The 12,756-nt window shown below is 62.7% G+C and carries 14 protein-coding genes; 9 read left to right on the top strand and 5 right to left on the bottom strand.

What is annotated here, in order from left to right; translation table 11 throughout:
• Nucleotides 1-35: 35 nt before the first annotated feature.
• Entirely contained in the window at nt 36-980 is a 945-nt protein-coding gene (locus tag FAZ97_RS16700; protein WP_158759567.1) for a metallophosphoesterase family protein, read from the bottom strand.
• Between the two features lie 250 nt (nt 981-1,230).
• On the opposite strand from FAZ97_RS16700, the gene FAZ97_RS16705 reads away from it, so the two are divergent.
• The 3 genes from FAZ97_RS16705 to FAZ97_RS16715 all read left to right on the top strand — a co-directional run bounded on the left by FAZ97_RS16705 (nt 1,231) and on the right by FAZ97_RS16715 (nt 3,058).
• Entirely contained in the window at nt 1,231-2,025 is a 795-nt protein-coding gene (locus FAZ97_RS16705) for a hypothetical protein (protein WP_407671856.1), read from the top strand.
• A gap of 249 nt (nt 2,026-2,274) precedes the next feature.
• The gene (locus FAZ97_RS35830; RefSeq protein ID WP_158759568.1) at nt 2,275-2,406 is read left to right on the top strand and encodes a hypothetical protein; all 132 of its coding nucleotides are present in this window, start codon (nt 2,275-2,277) and stop codon (nt 2,404-2,406) included.
• A 238-nt stretch (nt 2,407-2,644) separates the two neighbouring features.
• A complete protein-coding gene (locus FAZ97_RS16715; RefSeq protein ID WP_158759569.1) occupies nt 2,645-3,058 on the top strand; it encodes a hypothetical protein in 414 nt (137 codons plus the stop codon).
• Here FAZ97_RS16715 and FAZ97_RS16720 read toward each other — a convergent pair.
• From FAZ97_RS16720 to FAZ97_RS16735, 4 genes are all read right to left on the bottom strand, one after another.
• Complete coding sequence (locus tag FAZ97_RS16720; protein ID WP_158759570.1) at nt 3,055-4,104, bottom strand: dienelactone hydrolase family protein; 1,050 nt, start codon at nt 4,102-4,104, stop codon at nt 3,055-3,057. The genes FAZ97_RS16715 and FAZ97_RS16720 overlap by 4 nt on opposite strands.
• Entirely contained in the window at nt 4,101-4,415 is a 315-nt protein-coding gene (locus tag FAZ97_RS16725) for a VOC family protein (RefSeq protein ID WP_158759571.1), read from the bottom strand. Before FAZ97_RS16725 ends, FAZ97_RS16720 begins: the two co-directional genes overlap by 4 nt.
• A 99-nt stretch (nt 4,416-4,514) precedes the next feature.
• The gene (locus tag FAZ97_RS16730; RefSeq protein ID WP_158759572.1) at nt 4,515-6,461 is read right to left on the bottom strand and encodes a putative bifunctional diguanylate cyclase/phosphodiesterase; all 1,947 of its coding nucleotides are present in this window, start codon (nt 6,459-6,461) and stop codon (nt 4,515-4,517) included.
• Nucleotides 6,462-6,601: 140 nt separating this feature from the next.
• Nucleotides 6,602-7,522, bottom strand: coding sequence for a LysR substrate-binding domain-containing protein (locus FAZ97_RS16735; protein ID WP_158759573.1), 921 nt, complete (start codon nt 7,520-7,522; stop codon nt 6,602-6,604).
• Nucleotides 7,523-7,648: 126 nt separating this feature from the next.
• Here FAZ97_RS16735 and FAZ97_RS16740 point away from each other — a divergent pair, with 126 nt between their 5' ends.
• The 6 genes from FAZ97_RS16740 (at nt 7,649) to FAZ97_RS16765 (ending at nt 12,756) form a co-directional block, all read left to right on the top strand.
• Nucleotides 7,649-8,308: an RraA family protein gene (locus FAZ97_RS16740; protein ID WP_158759574.1), complete on the top strand. Its 660-nt coding sequence runs from the start codon at nt 7,649-7,651 to the stop codon at nt 8,306-8,308.
• A 160-nt stretch (nt 8,309-8,468) separates the two neighbouring features.
• Nucleotides 8,469-9,617, top strand: coding sequence for a pyridoxal phosphate-dependent aminotransferase (locus FAZ97_RS16745; protein WP_233271799.1), 1,149 nt, complete (start codon nt 8,469-8,471; stop codon nt 9,615-9,617).
• 5 nt (nt 9,618-9,622) lie between these two features.
• Nucleotides 9,623-10,426: an alpha/beta fold hydrolase gene (locus FAZ97_RS16750; RefSeq protein ID WP_158759576.1), complete on the top strand. Its 804-nt coding sequence runs from the start codon at nt 9,623-9,625 to the stop codon at nt 10,424-10,426.
• Between the two features lie 134 nt (nt 10,427-10,560).
• Nucleotides 10,561-10,791: a hypothetical protein gene (locus FAZ97_RS16755; protein WP_158759577.1), complete on the top strand. Its 231-nt coding sequence runs from the start codon at nt 10,561-10,563 to the stop codon at nt 10,789-10,791.
• A 167-nt stretch (nt 10,792-10,958) separates the two neighbouring features.
• Nucleotides 10,959-11,243: a hypothetical protein gene (locus FAZ97_RS16760; RefSeq protein ID WP_158759578.1), complete on the top strand. Its 285-nt coding sequence runs from the start codon at nt 10,959-10,961 to the stop codon at nt 11,241-11,243.
• 160 nt (nt 11,244-11,403) lie between these two features.
• Nucleotides 11,404-12,756, top strand: coding sequence for an MFS transporter (locus tag FAZ97_RS16765; protein WP_158759579.1), 1,353 nt, complete (start codon nt 11,404-11,406; stop codon nt 12,754-12,756).

Below are 12,756 nucleotides of genomic sequence, written 5' to 3' on the forward strand. Positions count from 1 at the left end.
GGCTCGGATCCTTCTTGAATGAGCGAGTCGCCAGGTCAGGCGAGGGACATGTCGGAAAGCGTCGCCGCGAGCGGATGGCGCGAGACCCGGATACTGGTCACGCCAAGCATCTTCGGTAACTGGTCGCTCGCCACCTTGAGCGGCCCGGGTCCGGGGCCATCGCCGGCAGTCGGTTGCGGATACGCGGTCGAGCGTGCCGTGTGGAAGGTGATATTGCCCTCCACCTTGGAAACGATCTGATGAATATGGCCATTGAGGACGGTTACCGAACCGAAGCGCTTCAAATAGTCCATGGCCTGGCCCGCGTCGCCGGTACCCCAGCCCCACGGTTCATAGATCGTCCACATAGGCATGTGAGTAAACACGACGATCGGCGTGCTGGACGTGCGGCCCTTCAGGTCGTTTTCCAGCCAGGCGAGCTGGTCCTCGCCCAGGTTGCCGAGCCCGTTCGGCTTGAAATGCATCACGTTGACGAGCGCGATGAAGTGCACGCCGTTGTGGTCGAAGCTGTAATAGCCCCGATTGTCCGATGCCTTGCCGAAACGCTTGAAGTATTCGCCTTGCGGTCCGTCCGTCACATCGTGCTCGCCGGGCGTGGTGTGCAACTCCGTGATGTCGAGACCGGACAGCAATTGCGCCGCCAGATCGAACTCCGCAGGTTTGGAGAGATGGGTGATATCGCCCGTGTGAATGGCCAGCGCGGGTTTGACCGGCATGGCGTTGACGTAGTCGATCGTCTGTTTGAGCGTGCCCGCGACATCGGGATTCGCTTCCTTGTTAAAACCGATATGCGAGTCGCTGATCTGCAGGAAGAGCGGAACGCCGGAATCCGCGGCGTTGTCCTTGGCGCTGGCGGCCAGCGCGAGATCCACGGGCGTGAGGACGCCTCCGGCCAGAACGAACACGGTGCCCACGCCACCGAAGGCGAGGCATTTCAGGGCATTGCGGCGCGACGGTTGGGAAGGAAGATCTGACGACATGATGTCCTCTCGACTGGGTTCAGGAAGTCGACCGCCGGTGCGGTCTGGTGCGATCCGATGCGATCGGGAGCGCCTCCAGGGCGGGCTTCACGTGCAATACCGCAAAGGCCGCTGTTTTATTCCCGGTCGTCGCGCGCGGGAATAATCGGCGCGGGTGCGCGGTACTGCAGACGTGGCAAACGCAATGGCGGAAACAGACATGGACATCATCGGGTGCGCCCGTCGCCGCGCCGGCGAAATGAGAATCAGCGTGCAATTCGTTCTGCGCCGACTTCAACTCGCGTCGGGCCTCGTGATGCTGACTTACCTCTTTCTGCATCTGGTCAATCACGCGCTCGGTATCGTGTCGCTCGACCTTGCCGGGCGCGGTCTCGTGCTCGCGCTGCGGCTTTGGCGCAGCACGCCCGGAACGATCGCGCTGTATGGCGCCGCATCGGTGCATTTCGTATTGGCGTTGCGCACGATCTACGGGCGGCGTCACTGGGCGTTGCCGCCCGCGGAATGGATCCGTCTGTGGGCCGGGCTCAGCCTGCCGCTTCTCCTGATCCGTCATGCAGTGACGACCCGGCTTGCAGCGTCGCTCTATGGATTCGAACCGAACTACGAGCGCGTCATTGTCGTGCTGCTCTCGAGCGGCACGCAGGGGCTGCAACTCGCGCTGCTGGCGCCTGGGTGGATACACGGATGCCTCGGGCTGTGGTTCCGGTTGCGCCACCATGCGTGGGCGCGTCGCATGCGGCTGGCGCTGCTGACGCTCTTTGTCCTGTTGCCGCTGCTTTCCGCCGCGGGCTTCATCCACATGATGCGAGTCGTCGAGGGCAAGAGCCGCGTGCTACCCCCCGTCGACGCCGCGCTCGTCGTCCATCAAGCCGCGCTCAATGGCGTGCGTCACGATCTCGTCACGCTCTATCTCGCCTTGATTGCCAGTACGCTGATCCTGGGCCAGTTGCGCAATGCACTGGCGCGCAGAAGGCTGCGCAGATATTCGGCAAACGGCTATTTGCTGGCCCGCGGCCCGTCGCGCGAACAGGATGGCCAGGAGTGACGATCCATGGCGAATTTGTTCCGCCAGGAAGGCGGGATATTTATATTCAGCGCATGCCCACAGAGGAGAAGATACGCGTTCCAGACGTTATCGAGAGCGGGTGGCGCTTTGCCAACGAGTCGCGAGAATCCGGGAGGAGACATGTCAGCAGTGTGTGCGATCCACAGGGACTTGCGTTGCGAGACGCTGAGTTCGGTCGCTGAGCGATTCAAGGGCAGAACGGTGCGTCTGTCTTCAGGCGGCCCGTTGATGACGGTAAACCAGGTCGTGCCGACGGCATACGGGCCGCAGCTTTCTTGCGCATGGTTCGATCCGCCCGGGTCGACGAAACTGGTCAGGGCCGTGTTCAGCATCGAAGCGGTTCAATTCGCGGCAGCGTAGTTGGGAACTCAGCCGTTGTAGTTCGCGTTGGCGCCGCGGGTTCATCGCTCACCCAAGTGGATGCTCCCGATTTATCATTCGCGGTACGCGCGAGGTGTCAAAATACGCGCACTACCCGAAACGAGACGGCGCCGCACCGAACGTGCGGACGATCCGCCCCTCTTTGCCGAGCCGGGCCCGCGCGTCGAAAGCGGCCGGCTACGCTTGAGAACAGGACGCCGAATCCCATTTAGCCTACGTGAACCAGCGTATTCGTCCCCCCTTGCCGCCTGAATGGCCTTTTCCGCCGTATCGCGACGTCTCCGGTCGCGCCTTCGGCGATCTCGTCGCGCTTCAATATCGCGGCGCAGGCGTGTGGCTGTGGCGGTGCCGATGCGGCGCCCATGTCACGGCGGCGCTCGAAGCGGTGGAACGTGGACAGACGCGCGATTGCGGCTGCCGTGAACAGCGTCGTGTCTGGCGATCCCGGCCGGGCTCGCCTGCGCTGAAGGGCGGCGAGGTGTTCGGCCAGCTGACGACGGACCGGTACGCTGGCGACGGCATGTGGGTGTGCCGATGCGACTGCGGCAACGAGGTGACAGTCAGTGCCGGGCGCCTGCGCCTGGGCCAGGCGCGGTCGTGCGGCCGCTGTTTTGGTGGAATGTCGGCTTAATGTAGGGAAAGGCCTGGCGTGCCTTCGAATGCCGCCTTGAGAAACGCCGCGACTACGGCTGGCGATTGCTGCTGGGCTTGCGGGTCGCCGCCCAACATAACGCCTCGCGTCAGGCAGCGTTTCGATTCGGCCACCGCCGAGGCGCCCGAGAGGGCCTGGCCGTCCCGGACCATGGTGAACGTTCTGCTGTCGAGATCGTAGGCGCCGTGGCATTCGCGTGCGCTGGTTGCAAGCGGCAGCGCATGCAGCCGAGTGGGTCTGTCGAAGCCATGCCAGGCGTCCGGAAATGTTTGAACCGTTACCTGGGCGCCGTTCGCTCGCAACGTCTGCGCATAGGCAATACACGCGGACGCCGGCGTGTAGTTGTCCTTGCCACCTAGCAGCAGCATGACGGGGGCGCCGTCCAGATGCGCCGAGTTGTACGCGATGCCGCACGACGGATAGAAAGCGATATGGGCGGCGAAGCGCAGATTGCCGCCCATCGCGGCCTGGCGGAAAGGCTCCAGCGACGAATAGAGTGCTGCAACGCCTCCGCGCGAAAATCCCATGACGGCGATCTTCTCCTTGTCGATGCGGGGATCCGTGGCTAACAGGCGCAAGGCGGCATACGCATCCGCAATGTCGGCGCTCATGGAAAGCTGCGACTGGTCTTGTTCAGTATTCCTGATCCCGCGGCCGCTAAAGCTGTCCACGACGAAGCTGGCGTAACCCAGTGCGTTCATGCGTTGCGCCCAGACCCGCTCACCGGGATTTACGCCGCTGCTTCCATGAAGAATGATCACAGCGGGTACGGCGCGTGTCGCGTTGCCCGGCATGCTCAGGTCCCCCGTAATCGCGACCTTGCTGGCGGTGGCGTCATGCAGGAGAAAGTCACGCGTATTCGCGGGCGTTATCGAATCAAATGTAATGTGTCCGCTACGGCCTTCAGCAAGAGACGTCGTGACAGAGGAATTCACGTTGGCGGCCGAGGTGCACGCCAGCATTGCGCTTGCCGCAATCGCAGCCGAAAGGATTCGAACAGCGCGACGAAGGGTGCCTTTCTTCATGGCTTGACCGGAACCCCGTAGGCGCTGACGATGCGTGCGTCCTGCTCCGCTGCCGAAAACAACTCCCACTCCAGGCCGTTCACATCGACACTGCTCGAATAGCCTGTGACTGCGTCGTCTTCGAATCCGACATGGCGCAGCATGCCCGCTTGCGCGGGCTTCTCGTTGATCGAAAAATTCAGGAGGTCGGTGCGCCACATCGCGTACTGGCGCGGCACGACGGCTGACGGGGGCTGTCCGAGCCGCTGGCTATAGTCCGCGATCGAGGCTTCGAGGTTCGCAACGGCCAGTGCAATATGAAAGCGCTTCATGATGGTCTCCGTGATGGTTCGGCTCAAGCGTTGGCTCATCGTAATCAGGAGGCGGCGGCACAACCAGTTCAGCGGCCATCCCGGTATGCGCACTACTCGTCATTGCATGGCGTCGCGATCCATCGCTTCGCGCTCGCTCTCTTGCTCCAGAAACGCCGCCACCGCGGACGCCTCCATCGGGCGGGAACAATAATATCCCTGAATCAGCGTTGCCCCGAGCGCCGTGACGGTTTGCAGTTCGGCGGCCGTTTCCACGCCTTCGACCACGCAGTCGAGCGACATCTGCCGGCTGAGATTGAGCAGCGTGCGAACGACCGTGAACGCCGTGGTGCGTTCCTTGAGACCGCTGACGAACATCCTGTCGATCTTCAGGCGCGTGAGCGGAAGCTTGCACAAATAGGAGAGGCTCGAATAGCCGGTGCCGAAGTCGTCGACCGACAAACCGCAGCCGAGCGCGCGCAGCACCTTGGCCGCCTTCTCGACCTGCTCGAAGTCCTTGGCCATAGCCGTTTCGGTGATCTCGAAGTCGAGCCGGGCCGGGTCGATGCCGCTGCTGACAATGCACTGCGCCAGTTCTCTCACCGCCGGTTCGCTGGCGAAATCGTGCGCGGAGAGGTTAAAGGACAAGCCGATATGGGCCGGCCATTGTTTCGCGCAGGCGAGCGCTCTCGCAAACAGCGCGAGAGTCAAGCCGTTGATGACGCCGTTGCGTTCCGCCGCAGGAATGAATTCGCCGGGCGGGACCGTGCCCAGCAAGGCGCTTTGCCAGCGCGCGAGCGCTTCGAAGCCGACGGTGCGCTGGCGCTCGAGCGAGAAGATCGGCTGGAAGGCGAGGTGAAGTTCGCCGGCGAGGTCGGGGGAGCGCAGCGCCTGGGCGATCTGCGACTCGCGGATGATGGCGTTGCGGTGGGTTTCCGAAAAGATCGTCACCGAGCCGCGCGAGCGGCGTTTGCCTTCGTAAAGCGCATAGTCCGCTGTTTCGAACAGATCGGCCTTGTTGCGCGAAATGTGCGGATAGGTCGAGAAGCCGATTGTCGCCCCGAGCCGCACGGCAATCTCGCCCACGCGCACGGGATCGTGAAAGACATCGCAAATCGACCGGCCGAGTTGCGAGAGGCCGGCGTCCGAGCAGTCGCGCGTGACAATGACGCCGAACTCGTCGCCCCCCAGCCTTGCCAGCGTGATCGTGCCGTGCGCCGCTTGCGCGAGGCGCGCCGCGACTTCGGCCAGCACGTGATCGCCCAGCGAGTGACCGTGAATGTCGTTGACGGACTTGAAACCGTCGAGATCGACGAGTCCCACCGCGAGCCGGCCACCTGACGCCATGGCGGCATCGAAATGCTGGTCGAGCGCGGCGAAAAACGCCCGCCGGTTGGGCAGGTTCGTCAGGCTGTCAATATTCGCGAGGCGCTTGTTTTCGCCTTGCGTGGCAACGAGGTCGGAGAAGTTCTTGAATTGCGTGAATGCGACGATCAGCATCGCGAGCGATACCAGTGATGTATCGATGGCAATCGCCTGGAATACCCCATTTCCCGAACTCAGGAACGTGACGACGAGCGCGCCGTTGACAATGGCGGTAACGGTGAAAGCGGCCTTGACGACGTTCATCAGGCAGAAGATGACGCCGATGACCGTGATGGCCATATAAAAGGCAACATGAAGCTTGAATGCCGCGCCGCCATGAGGCAAAAGGGACAACGACCACGCCGTGAAGGAGATGGAGAAGACCCAGGCGAGCCTGCCGGAATTGCGCAGGATTGTCATCGCATCGTCCGCGTTGACACGGACTCTTGCGAGGCGCAACCAGGAGAGGACGCGTATGAAACAAAATGCCGTGAGCACGAGCGGACAAATAACGCCCTGCCATGCGGGAATCACGCTCTCGTGAGGCAGCACCATGCCCCACGTGTTGACGACCAGCAGCCCATACATCATGGGAAGCTGATAGATCATCACGCGCAACTGCGCGAGCTTCAGTGCCGCGCTGTTTCCGGCGGAGAAAGTGCGCCGTATCGTTCCCCAATACTGGGACAGAACGTTGAACATGGTCTTGCGAGTCGATGCCGCCCCGTTGCATCCGCCGGGAACGAAATGTAATTCCTCCGTTTACGACCGCTGACATGATTTCTGGAGGAAACGCGCGTGCTTTTCATTGTCGTCTGCGCAGCCCCATTTTCATCGGGCTTTCAATGCGCCTGCGTTCGCGCCTTTCGTTTCTTCAACGACGCGACGACCTCGTCGACCATCGGGTGGTGACGGTGCGTGCTCCACAACAGAGCGGCCGTGACCACGGCGATTTTTTCCTTCAATGGCCGCACGACCACATTACTGGGCGCAAGCTTGCGCATTGACGACGGCACGAGCGCGACGCCCTGACCGCAGCCGACATAGGCGATTTGCGAGGTGACCGAGCGCACCTCGTGGGTGATATGAGGCGTCAGGCCATGCGAGCGGCAAACCGAAGTCAGGAAGTCGAAATACACCGGGCTGACCTGTCGCGACGACATCACCAGTTGCTGGCCGGCGAGCGCCTGCAGCCGCACGCCGGGCAGGGCGGCCAGAGGATGGTCCTTCGGCAGCGCCACAGCCAGGCGGTCCTCGGCCAAAGGCAGGGTGGCGATGCCGCTGCCCACTTCGCCGTCGATGCGCACAAACGCGAGATCGAGTTCGCCGGCTTCGAGCATGGGAATGGCGTCCACGCTGTCGATTTCCTTCACGAGCACGGTCAGTTGCGGGTGAGCGCGTTTGAGCGCATCCAGCACGGGCGGCACCGTTTCGAGCATGGCGGACGTGATGGCGCCGACATGCAACACACCCGATTGGCCGGCGGCGACTTCGCGTACGACCCGCGCGAGCCGCTCGACCTGGCTGGCGAATTGCCGAACGGCGGGCAGTATGGCGGCGCCGGCCGGGCTCAGCTGCGTGCCTTGCCGTGAGCGGTAGAACAGTTCCAGCTTGAGCGATTGCTCGAGCACCTTGATCTGTTCGGTGAGCGGCGGCTGCGACATGTTCAGCCGCTGAGCGGCGCGCCCGAAATGCTGTTCCTCTGCGACCGCGAGGAACATCCATAGCTGCCGTATCAGCCTGAAGTCGATCGTACTGTTCATGGTGTTCGCGTTTTCCGATGGGTGATTGCTGTTCCGGAAATCGTATCACCGAGATACGAACTGCGAAATTTACATATCAGCCACCCGGCGCGACGATTGCCGGACTATCCAACGGAGCCGAGTGTGATGATCCAGCCTTCCTGCCTCGATCGACTCGCGTCGCTGGACACCAACACGGTGTCCGACGCCCTCGACTTTCTCGGCCTGCCCGGCGCGACGTACGGCCTGCGTCCGCTTTGGGACTGCCCGAAGATTGCCGGCCGCGCGAGCACCATCTTGCTCGGGCCGCAGCAGGACGCCGAACCCGGCGTGCACCTCATCTCGCCCGTTGTCGACGCGGTCACGACGAACGATCGCGTGCTGGTGATCGCGGGCGGCGTGGAGGGCATTTCATGCTGGGGCGACATTCTCGCCAATGCCGCCACCGCGAAGCGCATTCGCGGCTCGGTCATCGACGGCGTGAGCCGCGATATCGACGGCAGCGAGGCGATCGGCTACCCCGTGTACGGCCGGGGCGTCACGATGATCAGCGCGCGCAATCGCGTGGTGCAGGTCGAGTCGGGCAAGCCTGTGCAAATGGCGGGCGTCACCGTGCACGAAAACGACTATGTGATCGCCGATCGATGCGGCACGGTATTCGTTCCTGAAAGCCAGATCGAGACGGTGCTGGAGCTTGGCGAGCGGATCGCCCGCCGTCAGGACGGCATGGTGGCGGCGGTGCGCGCTGGGCGTCCGGTGGCGGATGTCATGCATGACAAGGAGTTCGAGGCGATTGCTGCCAGATGATCGACTGCGGGTACGGGAAATTTGATAAGGAATGCGACAGATGCTGAATGACAGCAAAGCGAGCGAAGAGAACCGGGAGCCGGCAGGGCCGATTTACGAGAAAGTCCCCGTTTTGAACCGCTTCCTCGCGGCCGCGAAGCCTTCGGCCATTTACCGGGTCATGGACCGCGTAGCCGCGCGGCGCGCGAGCGGCGCAGCGGTCATTTCGCTCAGCGCGGGCGAGCCCGATTTCGACACGCCCCGGCACGTTTGCGAAGCCGGTATCGCCGCCATTCGCGCGGGCCATACGCGCTATACGCAGATCGCAGGGATGCGGGCTTTGCGTGAAGCCATCGCTGGCAAATTCCAGCGCGAAAACCGGCTCGACGTAGACTGGCGCGATACGCTCGTATGTAGCGGCGGCAAGCAGGTAATCTTCAACGCGCTTGCCGCGACGCTCAATGAGGACGACGAAGTCATCGTGCCCGCGCCATATTGGGTGAGCTACCCCGAGATCGTGCAGCTGTGCGGCGCGAAAACGGTATACGTGCCATGCGGCGCGCAAAGCGGCTTCAAGCTGACCGCTGAAGCGCTGGACGCCGCGATTACGCCGCGGACACGCTGGCTGATTCTGAATTCGCCGTCCAATCCGACTGGTGCGGTTTACAGTCGTGTCGAACTGCAGCAGCTTGCGCAAGTGCTGCTCGCTCATCCACAGGTGCTTGTTCTTTCCGACGATATCTACGAGCATTTGATTTTCGATCAGCTCGAATTCTTCACACTGGCTCAGGTCGAGCCCCGCTTGCGCGAGCGCGTGCTGACGATGAACGGCGTTTCGAAGGCCTATGCGATGACGGGCTGGCGCATCGGCTTTTGTACCGGGCCGCGCTGGCTGATCGACGCCATGGAAAAGCTGCAGGGCCAGCAAACGTCCGGGGCGTCGACCATTTCGCAGCACGCCGCGCTGGCGGCGCTAAGCGGGCCGCAGGATTTCATCGAGCACTCGCGCAAGGTATTTCAGCGCCGCCGCGATCTCGTGGTCGATCAACTAAACCAGGCGCCGGGGCTGCGCTGTGAGGCGCCGCAAGGCGCGTTCTACGCATTCGCCTCATGCGAAGACCTGATCGGAACGACAACGCGAGGCGGGAGTTTTCTCAAGGATGACGAAGCCGTGGCCAACGCGCTGCTCGACGAAACCGGCGTGGCAACGGTACATGGCAGTGCGTTCGGACTTGGGCCTTATATCCGTATCGCTTATGCGCTGGATGACGTGTCGCTGCGGCGTGCATGTGCCGCAATCCAGCATTTCTGCCACACGCTTGCAAGGTGACCACGATGCCTCAGGAATTTACCCGTTTGGCGCTTTCGTTCGATGTGGACGGCACGGCGCTCGCGCTTTCCGCCATCCACCGTGAAGGCGACAAAGCACCGATCGTGTTCCTTCACGGGTTCGGGTCCACGAAAGAGGACTACGCCGATATCGTGCGTTACGCCGAATTCGAAGGGCATCCGTTCATCGCGTACGACGCGCCGGGTTGCGGCGAAACGCAGTGTGCCGACGTTTCGAAAGTCGGCATCCCGTTTCTCGTCGATACCGCGCTTGCCGCGCTCGAACGTGTCGGCTTCGGCCGCTTCCATCTGGTCGGACACTCGATGGGCGGCCTGACTGCGCTCATGCTCGCCCACCGCCACCCGGAGCGCGTACTCAGCTTCGTGGATATCGAAGGCAATATCGCGCCCGAGGACTGTTTTCTCAGCAGGCAGATCGGGGACTACCCGCACGCGGACGCCGAGTGCTTCTTCAGCGATTTCATCGAGCGCACGCGCCATGCGCCTGCGTATGCCAGTGCGCTCTATGCCGCGAGTTTGCGCTGCAAGGTCCGGGCCGAGGCGGTAGGGCCGATATTCCGCTCGATGGTCGATCTTTCCGATCATGGCGACTTGATGCGCAAGTTTCTCGCTTTGCCGTTTCCGCGGATGTTTATGTACGGCCAGCAGAACGCGTCGCTCTCGTACCTCGATCACATTCGCGAGCAGGGCGTGGCGTTAGCCGAAATTGCGGATTGCGGGCATTTCCCCATGTATTCGAATGCTGTTGCGATGTGGCGGGCCATTGCCGAATTTCAGCGGCGCGAATAGTGCAGTCGCAAACGTTTGGCATCCTCAGCTAAATGGTGAAAGCACGAGCGAAGGGTGGCCTACGTCTCTTATGCCGGTGGCGGGGTCCGCTGCAGCAGCCTAAAGTTCGTCTGGCCGTTGCCGAAATACTGGCCATGGCGCGCAAACATCCTGACTATCCCGACAAACTTCCCATCTGGGCAGAGGCGCGCGCGCTCGAGGCGAGCATTCGCGCCATCCGCCGTGCGCAAGGCAAGAAGAACCCCGAGGATTTCCCGGTAGGGAGCCCGGAGTGCACAGCCGCCATGGAAGCATTCGTGCGCGATGTCTGCCGCGTCCTCGAGATCGATATCGACACACTCGGCAAGGCCTCCCGCGACTCTTAAGGCTTGCCAACCCGTTAGTCGGATCTGGGCGGCCGTTCCTGGCCTCCACGCGCGGGAATGCGGTTTGCGCGCCTCGGAACGACCGATTCGCGTTGCTTGCGACCCAGCCAGCATATGGCGCGGATCCCACTCCCAGCCCCGACGCCGCGCCGCCTTGCGGCAGGCTCGTGGGAACGAACGCAGCCGGGGGCTTCGCATTGCGCAGCGGCGAGCCTGTCGATTTCGTTTCGGCGGGACAGGCCACGCACGGCACGCTGCTCGTTTTCAGCGATGGCCCGGTATTTCGTGCCTATTGGCAACCGCAAGGCAGCGAAGAAAAATACGCACTCGCGAACGCGGGCCCAGACAGCGTGCGCCTCGTTTCAACGCCTGTGCAGGGCACGCCGACCCAGGGCGTTCAGCCCGTTACTGCCATGCAGCCATTGCAAGTGCTTTCCTGTCCGAAGCTTTAATTCCGCTTTAATCCGCTCCGGCGCTGCGTTCGGCCCATTTCCCACCATGTGAACCGTCCTTTCGTATCGCGCCGCGAGCGACTAGTCTTTAACGATACCAAACCGACCGGCCCCGTGACTGGCGCATCGCGCCGCACCGCCGGCCTCGAAGGAGACAGATATGGAGCTTGAAGCCCGGACCATGGCGCGCGTGACCGCGAGGCTCGTGCCGTTCCTGATCGTTTGCTATTTCGTGGCGTATCTCGATCGGGTCAACGTCGGCTTTGCTGCACTGCAGATGAACAAGGCGCTCGATCTTTCTGCGAGCGCGTTCGGTTTCGGGGCAGGGATCTTCTTCATTGCCTATTTCTTCTTCGAGGTGCCGTCGAATCTGCTGCTCGAGCGTTTTGGCGCGAGGCGCTGGATCGCGCGCATCATGTTCACGTGGGGCATCATCGCAGGGGCCATGGCCTTCATTCCGGACATCGCCCGAGGCACCGGCATGTCGAACGCGCATGTTTTCTATGGACTGCGTATCTTGCTGGGCATCGCCGAGGCGGGCTTCTTCCCTGGCATCATTTTTTTACTCACGCTCTGGTTTCCCGCCAAATATCGCGCGCGCGTGGTGGGTTATTTCATGGCGGCCATTCCTTTGTCGACGGTCATTGGCGGCCCGGTATCCGGCTCGCTGCTTTCGCTCGACGGCAAAGGTGGCCTCGCCGGCTGGCAGTGGGTCTATCTGATCGAGGCGATACCCGCGCTGGTGCTCGCGGTGGCGGTGCTGTTCTATCTGACCGACAAACCCGCCGACGCCCGCTGGCTCGCCGATGACGAGCGCCGCTGGCTCGTCGATCGCCAGGCGCAGGAGCGCCGTCATCGCGAGAAGGTGCGCACATTCAGCGTGCTGGAGGCGTTGATCAATCCACGCGTGCTGGCCGTGGCGCTGATCTATTTCGGTGCGAACGCAACCAATTACGGTCTGAGCTTCTTCCTGCCGCAGATCGTCAAGGCTTTCGGACTCACGAATTTGCAGACGGGTTTTGTCACCGCACTGCCGTACGCCGTGGGCGTCGTTTCGATGGTGCTATGGGCACGGCATTCCGACCGCCGCCTCGAACGCAAGCGCCATGTGGCATTTGCGCTGGCCGTCGCTGCGGCCGGTATTGCGGCTGCGGCCGGACTCGATAATCCGGTGCTCAAGATGCTGGCGCTCTCCATTGCGGGCTTCGGCATTTTCGGTTGCCTGCCGGTGATCTGGACGCTGCCGGCCGCGTTCCTTTCGGGTGCGGCAGCGGCTGGCGGGATCGCAGCCGTCAATTCGCTCGGCAATCTCGCGGGCTTTTTCGGCCCCTATGCGATGGGCTGGATCAAGGACAGCACGGGCGGTTTCGGCGCGGGCCTGCTATGTCTCGCGGGTGCCGGGCTCGTGGGCGCGGGCGCCGCGCTCGTCCTCCATCACAACCCGGCGCTCGAAACGCTGGACGAATCGGCGCTTGGTGAAACACCTGGCGAGGGCGGCGTGGTGAGGCCGTGA

It is taken from the genome of Paraburkholderia acidiphila (assembly GCF_009789655.1).
In the GTDB taxonomy this organism is placed as follows: Bacteria; Pseudomonadota; Gammaproteobacteria; order Burkholderiales; family Burkholderiaceae; genus Paraburkholderia; species Paraburkholderia acidiphila.